Here is a 17218-nt window from a genome sequence, read left to right as displayed (position 1 = left end):
ATGAGGAGGTGCTATGAATGTACGCTATTATTGAAACAGGTGGTAAACAATACAAAGTTCAGGAAGGCGATGTACTATACATCGAGAAACTGAATGCAGGTGAAGGCGATGCTGTCACTTTTGACAAAGTATTGGCTGTATCCAAAGAGTCCGGTTTAGTTTTGGGAGCTCCATTGGTATCCGGCGCTGCTGTTTCCGCGAAAGTGGAAAAGCATGGTAAAGGTGAGAAAATCATCGTTTACAAATACAAAGCCAAAAAGAACTACCGTCGTAAGCAAGGTCACCGTCAGCCTTACACTAAAGTTGTGATTGAAAAAATCCAGGCTTAAGGATATAAGGTATGATTCGGGTTACTGTAAAGCGCAAACCGGATGGCTGTATTGAGTCATTTCGGGTGAAAGGTCATGCATTGTATGACGAATCCGGCAAAGACATTGTTTGCGCCGGTGTTTCGGCAGTTACTGTAGGCACTGTTAACGCTGTTGAGGCTCTTCTCGGACTTGAATTACAAGTCGTCACCGAGCATGGTTTGCTCCATGTGAGGGTCGCAGATAACCTTGATGCAGAGTTGAAAGCAAAGGTGCAGTTGCTGTTGGAATCTATGGTCGTCATGCTGCAGTCGATTGAACAATCGTATGGTGCATATATAGCATTGCAAGACAAACACTAAGTGAAGGAGGTAGACATCCATGCTACAATTAAATCTTCAGTTGTTCGCATCCAAGAAGGGTGTAGGTTCCACTAGGAATGGTCGTGACAGCATTGGTAAACGTCTTGGCGCGAAGCGTGCAGACGGCCAACAAGTTACAGCAGGAAGCATTTTGGTTCGTCAACGCGGCACCAAAATTCATCCGGGCAATAACGTGGGCATCGGTTCCGATGATACGTTGTTTGCAAAGATTGAAGGCGTTGTGAAGTTTGAGCGTTTGGGTCGCGATCGCAAAAAGGTTAGCGTCTACCCAGTTGTTGTGGCTCCTGTAGCTGCAGCTGTAGAAGTGTAATACCATCATCGACGATAACCCCGGCGATCCAGTATCGCTGGGGTTTTTTCATGTATTCGTGGGTTGTGGGGAAAAGAAAAATAGCATATTTACATTCAATTGATTGTATGGTTAGAATCAGGTTATACGAATCGGAGAGGTGCTCATGAAGTCAGATCGGACAAAGAGTGAAGAAACTGCCGGGAAACAAAGCAACTTAGAACATGCATTGGATAGCGAAGATGCAGGAGTTGATCCCAATCTCCGATTAATCCGCCTATTTAACCATTATCGTCACGATTGGATGAATGAAATTCAATTGTTATTTGGTTATGTGAAATTAAAAAAGTATGATAAATTAGAAGACCTTATGGAGAAAATAAAAAATAAGGTCCAGCAGGAAAGTTTTATTTCAAAATTAGGAAATACTGAGCTGATTGTCTACCTGCTATCCTTTCAGGCAGAGGTAAAGGATTTATTGTTAGAGATTGAAATGGAGCGGGAAGTTCATTTGAATGAACTGCCATTGGACTCACAAGGTTTGTGCAGGCTGCTAATGGGCTTGATTCAGGTATTTAAAAGCAGTTCCGTCTTTAAGGACGACGGGCTTCATAGCCTCGTGGTTAAATTAATAGAGAAGTCAGATTTATTACTAATCGAGATGCGGTACCAAGGCTTGATAGGAGCTGGCATTCTCGCTGCTGAGCTGGAGAAAGTAATGTTTGAATCCATTCAAACGGTAAAATGGGACATACAGCTGCTGGATGAACGGCATGCGGCTATGTATATAGAAGTACCATTCTGTACATAAGTGACAACCAATCTGGCTGAAGCATAGCCTGTTGGCTGCACTATCAAGCGGCAACCGACTTGGCTGGAATTAGAGTGATGGTTGCGCTATAAGAGGTGAATTTATGTTTCTGGATAAAGCGAAGATATATGTTAAGGGCGGCGATGGAGGCGATGGTCTTGTTGCCTTCCGCAGAGAAAAGTATGTCCCTGAAGGTGGACCTGGTGGTGGCGACGGGGGCAATGGTGGCGACGTAATATTTAGGGTAGAAGAAGGATTGCGGACATTGATTGATTTCCGTTATCAGAAGCATTTCAAAGCTGATCGCGGAGTCAAAGGGCGCAATAAGAGCCAGCATGGCGCTAATGCCGAAGATATGATTGTTAAAGTGCCGCCGGGAACGGTTGTTATCGATGATGACACTCAGGAAATTTTGGCTGATTTGACACGTCATGGGCAAGAGGTGATTGTGGCCAAAGGAGGGCGAGGAGGGCGCGGTAATACCCGATTCGCAACGGCGAACAATCCGGCTCCGGAAATTGCTGAGAATGGTGAAGAAGGCGTGGAGCGCTGGCTTGTGCTGGAGCTTAAAGTGATGGCGGATGTAGGATTGGTTGGATTCCCAAGTGTTGGTAAGTCAACCTTGCTTTCAGTCGTATCTGCGGCTCAGCCAAAGATTGGCGCGTATCATTTTACAACACTGACTCCTAATTTAGGTGTGGTGGATGTCGGGGATGGCCGAAGCTTCGTTATGGCTGATTTGCCAGGGTTGATCGAAGGAGCCCATCAAGGAGTCGGGCTTGGTCATGAGTTTCTGAGGCATGTCGAGCGTACACGAGTTATTGTGCATGTTATTGATATGGCGGGAACAGAGGGGCGAGATCCTTTTGATGACTGGATAAAGATCAATGATGAGCTCAAGTTGTATAACGCCAAGCTGGAAGGTCGTCCGCAAATTGTAGCTGCTAATAAAATGGATATGCCTGAAGCGGAGGAGAACCTGGCTGCATTTACAAGCCGATTGGCGGAAATTAATCCGGATGTTCTCGTTAAACCTGTTTCTGCGGTGACGAAGGATGGGGTTCAGGAGCTGCTGTACAAAGTTGCAGATCTGCTGGAGACGATTCCGGAGATGCCATTGGTAGAAGACTTGGTAGATTTGTCCGAGCGTAAAGTATATAAACTAGAGGCCAAAGATGATGAAGATTACATCATACGTCGGGATAATGAAGCTTTCGTGGTGGAAAGCCCTAGCATTGAGAAGCTTATCAAGCGAACTAATTTCAGCACTCAAGAGTCAATAACTCGCTTTGCTCGCATATTGCGTAAAAAAGGAATCGATCAAGCTTTACGTGAACGTGGTGCAAAGGATGGACAAACGGTTCGAATTGGCGATTTTGAATTTGAATTTGTTGAGAGAGAATGAATATATGGCTGAATAAGAAATTCAGGAGCGCTTGCCACACGTCATAATGATGTGAGGTTAGTGCTCTTGTTTTATGTAAAATTGACAAAAAAACGAATGGAAATTACGATTTATTATTACAATGTTCGTGAATGAATGACCATTAGTTAATAAATAAGAATGTTACTGCGAAATAATAAAGAAAACGTGAACTTTTCATAAAAAGACCATTGAACTTTTCTCATTTCGAATGTATATTATAAATATGTCATGAAACCTAACTTAAATCGAACATTAAAATCAAATATAACTAAAGAATTTTGGAGGCTATAGGTTATGGATGTGAAAAGCTTTAAAAAATCGGGTCATTTCCCGAGTTTAATGTCAGCATTTCTCTATTTTGATGTGAGTTTTATGATTTGGGTTTTATGTGGAGCCTTATCGCTGTACATTACCAAAGACTTTGGACTAACAGACGTTCAGAAAGCGACGATGGTTGCCATTCCTACACTAGGCGGATCGATTTTCCGTATTCCTATGGGGGTGTTAGCGGATCGTATCGGATCTAGAAAAGCAGGGATTATTGGAATGATATTAACCATAATTCCCTTAGCTTGGGGCTGGCTTGGAGGAACGAGCTTAAATCAAGTTCAAGCTCTTGGCTTCTTGCTAGGTATCGCAGGCGCAAGCTTCGCAGTATCACTTTCACTCGCTAGCCGCTGGTACCCGCCCCAATATCAAGGGTTGGCAATGGGTATAGCTGGCGCGGGAAACAGCGGCACTGCCTTGGCGACTTTCTTTGGACCTCAATTGGCAGCTACTATGGGGTGGCACAATGTTTTCGGTCTATGTATCATTCCGTTGGTGCTGGTTTTAATCGTATATACGTTTATGGCTAAAGATAGTCCTAATCAACCGGCGCCCAAGAGTCTTAAGGATTACATGTCGGCTTTTAAAAATATAGATACCTGGTGGTTTAGCGCTTTTTATGCAATAACGTTCGGCGGGTTTGTTGGTTTCTCCAATTATTTCAGTATTTTCTTTTATGATGTGTATGGTGATAAAACGGTTGCCGATGGCTTAAGTAGAGTTCAAATTGGTTATCTGGTTACAATCACGGTCATCGCAGGCAGCTTGTTTAGACCCATCGGAGGATATATTGCAGATAAAATTGGTGGTATGCGGTTTATGCTGATCTTGTATTCGGTTGTTACCATCTGTGCGTTCCTGGTGTCAACGATGCCTAGCTCCTTCATGGTTATGCTTTTAATTACTAGTGTAATGATGGCTTGCTTGGGGATGGGGAATGGTTCGATATTTCAGCTCGTACCTCAGCGTTTTCCAAAAGAAATTGGGCTTGTAACAGGGATTGTAGGTGCGGTTGGCGGTTTTGGCGGATTTTTTCTCCCGAATAATATACTGGGCCCTTTAAAGCAAGCAACAGGATCTCATGTAACAGGTTTTATTGTTATCGCATCGATTGTTTTGGTCATGACCCTTGTGTTCTATGCGGTAACCCGGAGCTGGAGAAAAGCTTGGGCAGCATCTGGCTCTGGCGTAAAGTACTAATGAAGCTCCAACAATTTCAACGAGGCAGAAGAAATAAGGTGAGTGAGTAGATGAACGAATTTCTTAAGCATTTTCAGAAGCAGCAGGCTGCTATGGCTCGGCGAGAGATAACGACTAAAACAGAATGTCCTTATTGTAGTGTGCAGTGCACAATGAATTTGCATGAAGAAAAGTCTATCATGGTAAGCCGGTACTCTGTTTCCCCGAACAAAGAGGATCCGGTGACAGACGGGAGGCTTTGCGTTAAAGGTTTAAACGCCCATGTGCATGCAGTTGACGAAGGTCGATTGAAATATCCTATGATTCGTGAGAAAGGCAAGCTTATAAAGGTTTCATGGGATGCGGCATTGGAAAAAATTCGAGAACAATTGCAGACTCTTCAGAGGAAGTATGGAAATGATTCCATAGGAGTATATGGTGGTGGATCCTTAACGAACGAGGAATGTTATGTACTTGGGAAATTTGCGAGAATTGCTCTGCAAACCAAGTACATCGATTACAATGGACGATTCTGTATGTCGGCAGCGGCAGGAGCTTCGAATCTTACTTTTGGAATTGACCGTGGGCTGTCGAACCCATTGACTGAAGTGCCTCTAGCGAAATGCATTATTTTAGCGGGGACCAACATAGCCGAATGCCAACCTACGATTATGCAGTATTTCCGGAAAGCGAGACAGGAAGGCTGCAAAATCATTGTTATAGATCCAAGAGAAACAGCGACCTGCTCGATAGCGGATCTGCATCTCAAGGTGAAACCGGGGTATGATGCGGCTCTAGTCAATGGAATGCTTAAGGTCATTTTGGATGAAGGTTACACGGACCCTGGTTTTCTTGAAAGCAGGACTAACGGATACGCTGAGCTTGTGGAGCATGTTAATAAAATATCATTATCCGAGGTGGCTGCGTTAACGGGAGTTTCCCCTCAATTAATTGCAGAGGCAGCGCGAATGTATGGTCAAGCGGAGACCGGAATGATATTTACAGCAAGAGGCGTGGAGCAGCATGCAAGCGGAGTAGCTAATGTACGCAACTTTCTTAATCTTGTATTGGTTACCGGCAAGATCGGTAAGCCAGGCTGTGGTTATGGTGCTATTACCGGCCAAGCTAATGGTCAAGGAGGGCGGGAGCACGGCCAGAAGGCAGATCAGCTTCCAGGCTACCGTCTGATTGAGAATCCCGAGCATCGGGCTTATATAGCGAAGGTGTGGGGAGTTCCCGAAGAAGAGCTGCCCCGCAAGGGGGTATCGGCTTACGAAATGATGGAGGCCATAGACCGTGGTGAGATCAAAGGGCTTATCATTCTTGGCTCAAACCCAATAGTATCGAATCCGAACAGCCACTTGGTTGAGAGGGCCTTAAAGAAATTAAAATTTCTGTTGGTTATAGACCTGTTTGAATCCGAGACAGCGCGCCTAGCGAATATCTTGCTCCCGGGCTCCGCTTATTTGGAGGATGAAGGGACTATGACGCAGCTTGAAGGTCGTGTCCTGGTTCGTAGAGCCTTGAAGCCTTTGCCAGGAAAAGCCCGTTTGGATTGGAAAATTGTTTGCGATATAGCTTCTGTATTGGGTAAGGGCAAATATTTCCCTTACCAATCGGCAGAAGAAATATTTAATGAGCTTAGAGTGGCGTCCAAAGGCGGCAAGGCGGATTATTACGGCATGACTTATTCGTTGCTGGAGCAGCAGCACGGCATGTTCTGGCCCTGCCCTGAGGAAGGGCATCCCGGGACACCGAGAATGTTTGAACACCGATTCGAACATGACGACGGCCGAGCGCAATTGACTCCGATCGAGCACCAAAATCCGAAGGAAGTGGCTACACGTAAGTATCCTTATTTGTTAACTACCGGTCGTGTTCTGCAGCATTACTTATCTGGAGTGCAAACACGAAATACATCCGAGTTGAACTCCAAATATCCTGAGCCGCTGCTGGAAATTCATCCGGATTCGGCAGATGAAATCGGACTCGTGAATGGAGGGCACGCGAAGGTTACTTCCAAGCGGGGAACGATTCGGCTCAAGGTCAAATTTTCGCATAAAATTAGGCCGGATACCGTTTTTGTCGCCTTTCACTGGGGAGATGATCAGTGCATCAACCGTTTGACCAACCCAGCGTTGGATCCGACCTGCAAAATGCCCGAATTCAAAGTATGTGCGGTGCAAATCAATCCATCCTAAGGTGCTTGGACGGTTTGGCTCGATTCGTAAGCAGATATTTCTGCTTGCGAATTTGACGTTTATGTTGGTTTATGGCAGCTAGTATTTCCAAAAGACTTGAAATGAGGTGCACATCATGAAGCAATGGATCAAGGCGATAGGTACAGGTAAGCTAGGATCGAGAAATCTTACCTATGATGAAGCGGTTGCCGCAGCTCACACTATCGCCCGAGGAGAATCGACAGATGCTCAAACGGCTGCATTTTTAATGGCCATGCGGATGAAGGGTGAAGCAGATGAAGAAATGATGGGATTTATTGATGTTTTTCGTAAATATTCATTACCTTACCGTTCTTTCTCAAATTCACTTAATTGTGCTGGACCGTACGATGGAAGGCACTATTTTCCTATAACCATTCCTGTCAGTCTGCTCATTGCTTCTGTAGGCTTTCCGCAGGTGCTGCATGGCAGCGAATCTCTGCCTCCCAAGCAGGGCTTATCTTTAAAGGAGCTTTTGGAGGGACTCGGTATTCAAGTGGAGCTGGAGGCCAGAGAATGGGAGAAAATCTTTATAAATCTCCATATCGGTTTTATTTGGACTGATCTGATTTGTCCGCCATTTGGACGTGTTCGCGCAGTTCGTGAGCAGATGGGACTAAGAACCTTTTTTAATACAGTTGAAAAAGTTATTAATCCGATCCACTCACAGAATATAATTATTGGTGTAAATCATAAAACGGCAATGAATCATTTGATCCACCTCCTGCCGCAATCGGGCTTTGAGACAGCGTACATTGTACAGGGGATTGAAGGATCCGAGGATTTGCCGCTTTATAAATTAAGCTCGATCCGTAAGGTCACGGCATGGGGAGATGAATCCAACAGCATCGATCCGGCAACCTTTGGCTTTCGAGGGGATCCTTTGGAAAAATGCACGAAGGAGCAGCAGTTAAGGCTGCTGACTCGAATAATAGGAGGGGACGACTCCGAAGAGGTGCGGAACGAACGGGAGCATGTCGTTTTTAATGCGGGACTGAGACTGTATTGGTTTGATAAAGTAGGCTCCTATGAAGAAGGCTTTCAGTTGGCGCGTTCGCTGCTGCAGCGCGGAGAGGCTCAAAAGATGCTGGATAAATGGCGGGAGTTGAGCAACAAAAGTGAATTTCGTCCTCGACAGGCAAATTAATTTCTTTTATAAACTTGTTACTATCAATTCGCTTGTAAGGTTTCATATGATATAATAAATTATCGATCTGCTTGTTAAGGAGTTGTAGAATGCAGGAAAATACTCCATTTTCTATTCATCAACCACATGACAAAGGGTATAAGTATCTATTATCAAGTAAGCAAATTTTTGTCCAATTACTTCGATCCTTTGTCGATCAAGGCTGGGTAAGCAAGGTGGATGAATCGAAGCTTGTTGCCATTGATAAATCTTATGTTCTTCCTGATTTTAGTGAGAAGGAAGCGGATCTGGTTTATCGATTGGAGTTGCAGGAGCAAGATATTATTTTATATATATTGATGGAATTACAATCGACAGTTGACTTTCAAATGCCATATCGATTGCTATTATATCAGACTGAGATCTGGCGTGATGTATTAAAAAATACATCCAAAGAAATAGCCAGTAGGAAGGGATTTTATCTTCCGGCAATTATTCCGATTGTAATTTATAATGGTGAGGCAGCTTGGACGGCCAATCAAAGTTTTCGAAAAACGGTTCATGGAGATGAACTGTTTGGGAAAAGTATAGTAGATTTTGAGTATATACTTCTGGATGTTCAGCGGTATAGGGAAAGTGATTTGTTGAAATTGTCCAATGTAATCGGAGCTGCTTTTTTGTTGGAACAAAAAGCGGACATGGACTTACTAAACCAGCGATTAAGATCATTGGTTGGTGCAATGGAACAAATGACCGAACCTCAACTGCAGACCTTTTTAACTTGGCTTATGCATAAGTTAGCCCGTAAGCTTCCGCTTCAAGTAGAGGACGAAGTTGCCTTTATCCTTTCGGAAATTAAACAAAAGGGTGTGGAAAAAGTGATTTCAAATCTGGATAAAACTCTCGATGAGATTGAAAGCAATGCGTTACGTCAAGGGATAGAGCAAGGTATGACGCAAGGAAAAGCTGATGTGGTAAAAGCGATGCTCGAGAAAGGATTTGACATCGCGCTTATTTGTGAGTTATCCGGGTGGCAGCCTGAAGCTGTAGCTAAAATAAAAGGAAAGCTGAACTAAAGTATAGGGAAGTGTGAAATCAGAATGAATTTCAATCCAAAAAACCGTAGGGATTCGTTCCTACGGTTTTTGATGTTTAGCCAGTCATACGGTGTTTGGATCGCTCAAGGCAGTCCAATGAACGGTTGGTTTAGCTGTATCGGTAAATCCGGCTGTTCCTACCCAAATATGGGGAGCGGGCCCGATCTGTAAATAATGTTCCAGCAGGCAGTGAAATATAAAAGGGATCTCGCGGTTCAATACTTCCTCCCGGGGGATCCAATGGAGCACGCCTTCATCGGTTTGCAAAACATCTCTTCTTGCTGCATGACCGGAGTAGATAAACTGCTGACGTACTTCCTGCTGATTGATGCGAATTAGAATGTACCTCAATCGTAAATCCGAAATTTCAGATTCACACAAGCCAGTTTCCTCATAAATTTCTCTCAGACAAGTGGCGCGAGGATCATTTATCTCTTCCGGCTCCATATGGCCGCCTACAGAAGCCCACATGCCGGGATTTAAGGTGCGGCTAAGCGATCTTTTCATCATCAATAAGTCATTGCCGTTAAACAGCATTGCGGTAGCGATCATGCGTGTTCGGAACAAGCGCATTCTCTCCTTTTCTGCATAGAGCGGGTTTACGGTTTCTACCCGAGCTTGGGGTTCTTTTCCCACTTTATCACGGATAAGTTCAGCTTGGATAGCGTACAGTTGTGGAAATTTGATGACACCTGTACTGACTTGTAAAAAGCCTATTGCCGTATTGCATTCTTTTCGATATAATGTCCACTATGTAGAAACATTCGTCTTTCTAGAGAGGACTGTTACAGTGCTGGATAAAAAAGCAGCAGAAATCAAGCCTGACGGTCATGAACGTTACTATTTGGTTCGGGAGGATATTTTGCCTGAAGCACTAGTAAAAACCGTCCATGCAAAGGAACTGCTAGCCCGCGGAGAAGTGAAGACCATTCATGAAGCGGTAGAGCAGGTTGAATTGAGTCGAAGTGCCTTTTACAAATATAAAGATGGCATTTTTCCACTGAGTAAGCTGGATCGGGAGCGGATTGTAACTATCTCCATGGATCTGGAGCATCGTTCAGGCATTTTATCCAGAGTTTTGGCTATGATTGCCGGACTCGAGGGGAATGTGCTGACGATTCATCAAACGATTCCGCTTCAAGGTGTGGCGAATGTGGTTATTTCGGTGGAAACTTCACAAATGGGCGAGAATGTAGCTTTCTTACTGGAGCGGTTGCGTGATCAGGACGGTGTCAGCAGAGCTACATTGGTCGGCCAAGGATAGTAAAAAATGGAGGAGGAACTCAATATGAAGCCAATTAAAGTGGGATTACTGGGACTTGGTACTGTTGGAACCGGTGTGGTACGTATAGTGGAGGGTCATCAGCAGGATTTGCTTAGCCAGACTGGTGCGGCAATTGAAATTGAGAAAATTTTGGTTCAGGATAAAAGCAAGGCGAGAAACATTGCTGTTTCTGCTGACAAGCTGACTGAGAATCCGTGGGATGTTATTGAAAACCCTGAAATAGATATAGTTGTGGAAGTGATGGGCGGAATTGATCTGGCCAAAAAGTATATGCTGGAAGCTCTGGACAGAGGCAAGCATATTGTAACGGCTAATAAAGATTTAATGGCGCTGCATGGGCAGGAAATTTTGGCTAAAGCTGCCGAAAAGGGCTGCGATGTTTTCTATGAAGCTAGTGTGGCTGGAGGAATTCCTATTATCCGCACATTGGTTGAAGGATTCTCTTCAGACCGTATCACTAAAATTATGGGAATTGTAAATGGGACAACCAACTATATTTTATCAAAAATGAGTCAAGAGGGTGCAGCCTATAATGATGTGTTGAAGGAAGCCCAGCAGCTTGGCTATGCAGAGTCTGATCCGACCTCAGATGTAGAAGGTTTTGATGCTGCACGTAAAATGACGATTCTTGGCACATTAGGTTTTCATGCTAACGTTTCTTTGAGTGATGTGACAGTTAAAGGTATCAGCCAAGTGACCAAAGAGGACATCACATATGGCAAACGATTGGGATACGAAGTTAAGCTGCTAGGCATCGCAGAGCGTAATGATGACCACATTAGTATCAGCGTGCAGCCTACGATGGTGAAGACGTCGCATCCATTGGCATCTGTGAATGGAGTTTACAATGCCGTATATGTGTATGGTGAAGCTGTGGGTGAAACTATGTTCTACGGTCCGGGTGCAGGTGAAATGCCAACCGCAACTTCGATCGTAGCTGACTTGGTTGCAGTAGTTCGCAATCTGAAGCTGGGGATTAACGGTCAGCGCGGTTTTGCTCCATACAAGGAAAAGAAAATGAAAACGGATGAGCAAATCGCTTCGAAAAACTTTATCTTGCTTCATGTGGCAGATAAAGCAGGTGTGCTTGCGCAAATCACGCAGGTTTTTGCCCAGCATGAGGTGAGCTTGGAATCTGTGCTGCAGCATCCGAATTCATTGAATCCTAATGCGGAAATTATCATTATTACCCATGATGCCAATCAAGCAGCTATGAAAAAAGTGTTGAATCAATTCGAAGCGATGGACGTAGTCCACGCTATCAAGAGTGTTTACCGGGTTGAGGGCTAAGACTGGCTAATAAGGTTTCAGATGAGGCTGTTTGCTGTTTATGGTAGTTATTCAAAAGCTGCAGGGCTAAAGGAGTCGTAAGATGGAAATAGGCAGTAGAAAAGTACGAGTCAAAGTGCCGGGAAGTACTGCGAACTTAGGCCCGGGATTTGATACTCTGGGGATGGCGCTGGATTTATATGCATGGATAGAAATGAGCGAAGCTGCGGAAACGAAGATTCATCTGATCGGCGATCAGATGAAAGGGATACCGACGGATAAATCGAATTTGATCTACGAAGTGGCTCAAATGGTGTTTGAAAAGGCCGGAGTTCAGATTCCGGAGCTGGAAATTTCGATGTACAGCGATATTCCGCTGACAAGGGGGCTTGGCAGCAGCGCGGCGGCCATCGTTGGCGGTTTAGCCGCGGCTAATGCACTCATCGGCAGTCCCTTGTCCGATGACACCCTGTTTCAAATGGCGACGGAGCTGGAGCAGCATCCCGATAATGTCGGGGCATCGCTCTTTGGCGGCTTGGTCGTCGCCTTCTGGGATGGCGAACGCGCGGAGCATATCCGCGTCGAGCCCGATGACAGGCTGGAAGTGTTGGTGGCCATACCACACTTCCAGCTGTCGACAGAGAAGGCGCGGCATGTGCTGCCGCGCGAGCAGAGCCTGGCGAATGCCGTTTACAACGTCGGGCATTCATCCGTGCTGGTTGCCGCCCTCTGCACAGGGCGGCTCGATATGATCCCGCGCGCGATGAAAGACGCGCTGCATCAGCCTTACCGAGCCCCGCTTGTTCCGGGGCTTGGGCAAATTCTCGCCGAGGCGACGGATCACGGCGCGCTCGGGGTTGCCTTGAGCGGAGCGGGGCCGACGATGCTCGCGCTCGTAGAGCGTGACAGCTCCCGCAAGGAGGAGCTGGAGCAGTTCCTGCAGGGCACGCTGCGCGGCGAGCAGATCGAAGCAACACTGCTGTGGCTGAAGCCAGCGAGCAGTGGCGTGCAAGTGTTGACACACTTTGATGAAAGGTGTACATTATTCGAAAACATCAAAGGAGAGGTCCGAGCATGAAGCGAATCGCGCTTTTGGGACCAGGTACGTTCACTGAAGAATCAGCGCATCATTTTCTGGGGACAGATGCTTTCGAATACGTAAACTGCAGCCTGATTGACGATGTATTTATGTCGACGGTGGACGGTGAGAGCGACTACAGTGTCATTCCTATTGAGAATACGTTTGACGGCTCTGTGAGATTGCATCTGGATTGGCTTGCCAATGAAATTGATCTACCCATGCAGGCGGAATGGGTGTATCCCATTTCGATTAGCCTGCATGGAGTTAAACCTGCGGGAGAATCGCTTGAGATGGACTGTGAGGGTTTGACAAAGATCGTCTCGCATAGCGTCACATTGACGCAATGCCGGCAGTTTTTGCAGCGTTATTTGCCGCATGTTGAGCTGGAGCAGGTTGGCAGCAACGGAGAAGCGGCAAGGCTTGTGAAAGAATTAGGCCGCTCGGATGTGGCAGCACTTGCTCCTTTGTCCGCAGGCGCCTTGTATGGTCTTGAGACTTGGGCGCAAGGCGTGCAGGATCACCAAAATAACTTTACACGATTTGTTCTCATTGGCCAGGAACCGCTTCAGCTGAAGGGACAGCCTCTTGCAATCAAGACAACGATTCTTGTGACTTTGCCGGATGATTATCCGGGGGCGCTGCATCAGATGCTGTCAGCCTTTGCGTGGCGTCGTATCAATCTATCCAAAATCGAGTCGAGGCCTACGAAAAAGAAATTGGGCACTTATTACTTTTTTATTGACATTGAGGCTTCAATGGATTCTGTTCTACTCCCTGCAGCTCTTCAAGAAATTGAAGCGATTGGCTGTCAGGTTCGTATATTAGGCTGCTATCCCACTTATTCTTTTGAACCTACTCATTCGGAGGTGTAAAGAAGTTATATGGCACAAGTCATTTACTTAAACGGCAAGTACGTGAGCAAGGAAGATGCACAAATTTCTGTCTATGATCACGGATTTTTGTACGGTGATGGGATTTTTGAAGGAATTCGGATTTATAACGGCAACATTTTTAAATCCAAGGAGCATTTAGACCGACTATACGATTCGGCCAAATCAATTATGCTTGATATTCCATTAAAGCAAAGCGAAATGCAGGAAGTTCTTAACGAAACCATTCGCCGCAATGAGCTGCGTGATGGCTACATACGTCTTGTAGTTTCTCGTGGACCTGGAGATCTGGGGCTGGACCCGCGCCGCTCCCCCAAAGCCAATGTCATTATTATCGTGGAGCAGCTGTCAATTTATCCGGAGGAAGCCTATATCAACGGGCTAAAAACCGTTTCGGTGTCGACACGCCGTAATGTTCCGGATGCGCTGAATCCAAAGATCAAATCGTTAAACTATCTGAACAATATATTGGTGAAAATTCAAGCGAATTTAGCCGGGGTAGGAGAAGCGATTATGTTGAACTCACAAGGTTATGTGGCTGAGGGTTCATCGGATAACATCTTTATAATAAAAAGGGGCGTTATTTTCACGCCACCATGCTATTGTGGCGCATTGGAAGGAATCACACGTGCTGCTATCATTGAAATCAGCGATAAGCTTGGGTACAAAGTAAAGGAAGAGCCGTTTACTCTGCATGATGTTTATGTGGCTGATGAGGTATTTTTTACAGGAACGGCTGCTGAGGTTATTGCGGTTCGTGAGGTTGATGCAAGAACAATCGGCGAAGGTAAAGCAGGTCCGATCACAACGAATCTGCTCAAAGAGTTCCGCAAGCTTGTTGAGATTGACGGTGTTAAGGTTTACGAATAATTAAGCTTCAATTGGAAAGAACCTGTGTGCGAAGTATGGCGCGCAGGTTCTTTTTTTGCATTTTTTTCTCAATCCATGGTCAAATGCCCACCTTCCTGCATAAACTGTAATGTCATTTTGTTTTGGTGCATGTGTGCTGGGAAACAATGCGGATTACTTGGGCTAAACCGGCATTGCGACTCCAAAATCCATGCAAACGAAGCGTATGTTTGTCGAGAGACCTCTCTGGAAAACCTTGGAATCAAGTGGACAGGTGGACGGAAGGCATCTTACGAAAAACTGAAGGAGGTTATGCAGTGAAGATTCATATGGTAAAGAAAGGCGATACTCTATACGATATAGCTAACAAGTATAACGTAGAACTGGATAAGTTAATCGAAAATAATCCACAAATCGCCGATCCAAATGTCATTGAAGTGGGCATGAAGGTGAAAATCCCTAATGCGCCAAAGCCGGTAGTCCCACCGACTGATTATCTTTATAAGCATGTTGTAGTACAAGGGGATACTCTGTGGAAGCTGGGAAAAGCGTGGAATATTCCTTTACACGAAATGATTGAAGCTAATCCACAGCTGAAAAATCCTAATGTACTGATGACCGGAGAGGTCGTCTACATTCCAAAGTTGAAGTCTCCGACTAAACCCCATCAGCACCAGCATGAGCACCATGGACATTCTTACAATCCTAAGGCACAGCCTGCGATACCGGCACCTGCTGTTCCATCGCCTGTGATTGAAACACCTGAACCGAATGCAAATAATGAAAACGTTCAGCCGATAGCCCAACTTCCAACGATTCCGGAAAAAACGCAAATGCCAGAAGTAGCAGCTAACACGCAAATGCCGGAAGTAGCAAATAAGGCGCAAATGCCGGAAGTGGCAAACATGATGCAAATGCCGGAAGTAGCAAATAAGGCGCAAATGCCAGAAGTGGCACACATGATGCAAATGCCGGAAGTAGTAAATAAGGCGCAAATGCCAGAGGTAGCAAACATGATGCAAATGCCAGAAGTAAATACAAAAATGCAAATGCAAGAAGCGCCCCATATGGATTTGTTCCAGCAGTTTCAAGTGCCTGCGACAGAAGTCTTTTCATTCGATTATGAATCGTGGACAATGCCGTCGCAGCCTTCCTATCAAGAAATGCCTGCGGCAGACAATATGCCTTTTCATGCATATCCGGAAACATCAACTATGCCCGCCTATTTCATGCCCCCACAACAGCCCAGCTTCAACGATTGCGGTTGCGGAGGACCGGCTTTCCCGTCTTATCCACAGGCAATGCCATATTCTTTTAGTCCTTTTTCCGAGTTTCCGATGGCTGAGCATCCTTCATTAGTTAATGCGAGCCAGCATTATCCGCAAGCTCCTTTTCCGAACATGATGATGCCAGGAATGGAAGCTCCCTATCCGAACATGATGATGCCGGGAATGGAAGCTCCCTATCCGAACATGATGATGCCGGGAATGGAAGCTCCCTATCCGAATATGATGATGCCAGGAATGGAAGCTCCCTATCCGAATACGATGATGCCAGGAATGGAAGCTCCTTGCTTCCATTCACCTTATGATGCATTTGCTATGACTAACGCTTTTCCGGGTCCAGGTTTTCCTTCGCAGGGTTTTCCTGCTTATCCAACCTACGAGTCTCCCTTCGGAACTGCGGGAACTCCATTTGGAACTGCCAATGTCAAAACGCACTGCAATTGCGGCTGCCATGACCGAGCCAATATAAGCGTTGAGCCTGCTCAGCGGATAGAGACCCCAACAATAGTTTCCAGCAATGAGGAAAAAGCTAAGGTAAAGAGTGCAAAAGCTTCCAAAAGAGCCGGTACTTCAACAGAAGCTTCTATAAGAAAATTAGCTCAAAAAAAGCGTCGCAGCAGCTCTAATAAAGTTAGATCCCAACAATCTCCTTGGATTAATGTATAAGAAACCAGAGTATGGAAGGATACCGGGAGCAAATGCTCCCGGTTTTTTGTGAGAGGCTTATCTTTTCCAACGCGTGCGAATCCTGGGCGTGTGTTGCGGCATTGCATGGCGGTCAGTCGATACCCACGAGCAGAGCGAATGCATGGCTTGAATATGGGTTAGTCAGGAAAGAAGCAATGCAAAGAACTGCGGCGGGAAACCCGCATTCATCCCTTCCCAGCACACACGTAATGGGTACACCAAGGACACCGCGAAATTCTCAACATATTAGAAAATTTAAGTTTTTAACCCCAATAAAGTATGAAATCAGGGGTACCCTTTTCGAAGTTCTGAGCATTAATCAATGCTTGAGATTGCTACGTATTCTATGATCAGGTGAGTTCCGTTTTATAATCGGATAGCGGGGAGGCAGCTATCTGCTCTAAGGTTCTGAACGGAACTGAAAATTCCGTTATTTAATCTGAAGCCTCCAATTAAAGATGATAGCGGAAGTCGGATTTCCGCGAGCGACCGGGCAAGGTCGTGTAATTTAGCAGGTGGAACCCCTGCTTGGTAGAACGTGCAGCCGCGTTGCCAATAGCGAGTCTTGGGCTATCAGCAGTAATGTTGAGTGCTAAGCGTAGACAGTCAGGCAGTAGGCCTGAAAAGTGACGGAGCCCCGAAATTGACTAACATTGAGATAGGCCGACGGTATGCGGAATCTGGAAGGCAACATCTACACAGACGC

The 17218-nt window shown here is 45.6% G+C and carries 16 protein-coding genes and 1 other annotated feature (1 of these 17 cut by a window edge); of the genes, 15 read left to right on the top strand and 1 reads right to left on the bottom strand.

All coding sequences use genetic code 11. The annotated features are described in order from the left end of the window. Window positions 1-5, top strand: a sequence feature (ribosomal protein L21 leader region); it begins 82 nt to the left of the window's first position. Between the two features lie 12 nt (window positions 6-17). The 9 genes from rplU to NV381_RS00040 all read left to right on the top strand — a co-directional run bounded on the left by rplU (window position 18) and on the right by NV381_RS00040 (window position 9144). Further along, entirely contained in the window at window positions 18-329 is a 312-nt protein-coding gene (rplU, locus tag NV381_RS00080; protein ID WP_171654254.1) for a 50S ribosomal protein L21, read from the top strand. An 11-nt stretch (window positions 330-340) separates the two neighbouring features. Beyond that, the gene (locus tag NV381_RS00075) at window positions 341-670 is read left to right on the top strand and encodes a ribosomal-processing cysteine protease Prp (protein ID WP_258211213.1); all 330 of its coding nucleotides are present in this window, start codon (window positions 341-343) and stop codon (window positions 668-670) included. A 19-nt stretch (window positions 671-689) separates the two neighbouring features. Next, complete coding sequence (gene rpmA / locus NV381_RS00070; protein WP_171654256.1) at window positions 690-1001, top strand: 50S ribosomal protein L27; 312 nt, start codon at window positions 690-692, stop codon at window positions 999-1001. Between the two features lie 145 nt (window positions 1002-1146). Then, the gene (locus NV381_RS00065; protein ID WP_258211212.1) at window positions 1147-1791 is read left to right on the top strand and encodes a Spo0B domain-containing protein; all 645 of its coding nucleotides are present in this window, start codon (window positions 1147-1149) and stop codon (window positions 1789-1791) included. A 103-nt stretch (window positions 1792-1894) separates the two neighbouring features. Beyond that, window positions 1895-3196: a GTPase ObgE gene (gene obgE / locus NV381_RS00060; RefSeq protein ID WP_258211211.1), complete on the top strand. Its 1302-nt coding sequence runs from the start codon at window positions 1895-1897 to the stop codon at window positions 3194-3196. 315 nt (window positions 3197-3511) lie between these two features. Then, window positions 3512-4744, top strand: a complete 1233-nt coding sequence (locus NV381_RS00055) for an MFS transporter (RefSeq protein ID WP_258211210.1) — start codon at window positions 3512-3514, stop codon at window positions 4742-4744. A 50-nt stretch (window positions 4745-4794) separates the two neighbouring features. Continuing rightward, window positions 4795-6924 carry an assimilatory nitrate reductase catalytic subunit NasC gene (gene nasC / locus NV381_RS00050; RefSeq protein ID WP_258211209.1) on the top strand — a complete coding sequence of 710 codons (2130 nt, stop codon included), beginning with the start codon at window positions 4795-4797 and terminating at the stop codon, window positions 6922-6924. A gap of 115 nt (window positions 6925-7039) precedes the next feature. Then, entirely contained in the window at window positions 7040-8089 is a 1050-nt protein-coding gene (locus NV381_RS00045) for an anthranilate phosphoribosyltransferase (protein ID WP_258211208.1), read from the top strand. Between the two features lie 89 nt (window positions 8090-8178). Further along, the gene (locus tag NV381_RS00040; RefSeq protein ID WP_258211207.1) at window positions 8179-9144 is read left to right on the top strand and encodes an Rpn family recombination-promoting nuclease/putative transposase; all 966 of its coding nucleotides are present in this window, start codon (window positions 8179-8181) and stop codon (window positions 9142-9144) included. Window positions 9145-9228: 84 nt separating this feature from the next. Here the strand turns inward: NV381_RS00040 and NV381_RS00035 are convergent, their stop codons facing one another. Beyond that, window positions 9229-9738 (bottom strand): NUDIX domain-containing protein, encoded by a 510-nt coding sequence (locus NV381_RS00035; RefSeq protein ID WP_258211206.1) that lies wholly within the window; start codon window positions 9736-9738, stop codon window positions 9229-9231. A 217-nt stretch (window positions 9739-9955) separates the two neighbouring features. On the opposite strand from NV381_RS00035, the gene NV381_RS00030 reads away from it, so the two are divergent. The 6 genes from NV381_RS00030 (at window position 9956) to NV381_RS00005 (ending at window position 16491) form a co-directional block, all read left to right on the top strand. Beyond that, on the top strand, window positions 9956-10429 hold the full coding sequence (locus tag NV381_RS00030; protein ID WP_258211205.1) for an ACT domain-containing protein: 474 nt from the start codon (window positions 9956-9958) through the stop codon (window positions 10427-10429). Window positions 10430-10453: 24 nt separating this feature from the next. Next, the gene (locus tag NV381_RS00025; protein WP_258211204.1) at window positions 10454-11740 is read left to right on the top strand and encodes a homoserine dehydrogenase; all 1287 of its coding nucleotides are present in this window, start codon (window positions 10454-10456) and stop codon (window positions 11738-11740) included. 82 nt (window positions 11741-11822) lie between these two features. Beyond that, complete coding sequence (thrB, locus tag NV381_RS00020; RefSeq protein WP_258211203.1) at window positions 11823-12797, top strand: homoserine kinase; 975 nt, start codon at window positions 11823-11825, stop codon at window positions 12795-12797. Further along, on the top strand, window positions 12794-13672 hold the full coding sequence (pheA, locus tag NV381_RS00015; RefSeq protein ID WP_258211202.1) for a prephenate dehydratase: 879 nt from the start codon (window positions 12794-12796) through the stop codon (window positions 13670-13672). The genes thrB and pheA overlap by 4 nt, the downstream gene beginning before the upstream one ends. A 9-nt stretch (window positions 13673-13681) precedes the next feature. Further along, entirely contained in the window at window positions 13682-14560 is an 879-nt protein-coding gene (gene ilvE / locus NV381_RS00010; protein ID WP_258211201.1) for a branched-chain-amino-acid transaminase, read from the top strand. A gap of 296 nt (window positions 14561-14856) precedes the next feature. Next, a complete protein-coding gene (locus NV381_RS00005; protein ID WP_258211200.1) occupies window positions 14857-16491 on the top strand; it encodes a LysM peptidoglycan-binding domain-containing protein in 1635 nt (544 codons plus the stop codon). Window positions 16492-17218 lie beyond the last annotated feature (727 nt).

Origin of the sequence: Paenibacillus radicis (ex Xue et al. 2023) (assembly GCF_024722015.1) — a bacterium.
Taxonomy (GTDB): domain Bacteria; phylum Bacillota; class Bacilli; order Paenibacillales; family NBRC-103111; genus Paenibacillus_S.
Note: the sequence above shows the minus strand (reverse complement) of the source record. Positions and strands in the feature narration are given on the sequence as shown.

Bases quoted from the DNA above. Each gene is read 5' to 3' on its own strand.
- rplU (WP_171654254.1), top strand. From the start codon at position 18: ATGTACGCTATTATTGAAACAGGTGGTAAACAATACAAAGTTCAGGAA.
- NV381_RS00075 (WP_258211213.1), top strand. From the start codon at position 341: ATGATTCGGGTTACTGTAAAGCGCAAACCGGATGGCTGTATTGAGTCA.
- rpmA (WP_171654256.1), top strand. From the start codon at position 690: ATGCTACAATTAAATCTTCAGTTGTTCGCATCCAAGAAGGGTGTAGGT.
- NV381_RS00065 (WP_258211212.1), top strand. From the start codon at position 1,147: ATGAAGTCAGATCGGACAAAGAGTGAAGAAACTGCCGGGAAACAAAGC.
- obgE (WP_258211211.1), top strand. From the start codon at position 1,895: ATGTTTCTGGATAAAGCGAAGATATATGTTAAGGGCGGCGATGGAGGC.
- NV381_RS00055 (WP_258211210.1), top strand. From the start codon at position 3,512: ATGGATGTGAAAAGCTTTAAAAAATCGGGTCATTTCCCGAGTTTAATG.
- nasC (WP_258211209.1), top strand. From the start codon at position 4,795: ATGAACGAATTTCTTAAGCATTTTCAGAAGCAGCAGGCTGCTATGGCT.
- NV381_RS00045 (WP_258211208.1), top strand. From the start codon at position 7,040: ATGAAGCAATGGATCAAGGCGATAGGTACAGGTAAGCTAGGATCGAGA.
- NV381_RS00040 (WP_258211207.1), top strand. From the start codon at position 8,179: ATGCAGGAAAATACTCCATTTTCTATTCATCAACCACATGACAAAGGG.
- NV381_RS00035 (WP_258211206.1), bottom strand. From the start codon at position 9,738: ATGCGCTTGTTCCGAACACGCATGATCGCTACCGCAATGCTGTTTAAC.
- NV381_RS00025 (WP_258211204.1), top strand. From the start codon at position 10,454: ATGAAGCCAATTAAAGTGGGATTACTGGGACTTGGTACTGTTGGAACC.
- thrB (WP_258211203.1), top strand. From the start codon at position 11,823: ATGGAAATAGGCAGTAGAAAAGTACGAGTCAAAGTGCCGGGAAGTACT.
- pheA (WP_258211202.1), top strand. From the start codon at position 12,794: ATGAAGCGAATCGCGCTTTTGGGACCAGGTACGTTCACTGAAGAATCA.
- ilvE (WP_258211201.1), top strand. From the start codon at position 13,682: ATGGCACAAGTCATTTACTTAAACGGCAAGTACGTGAGCAAGGAAGAT.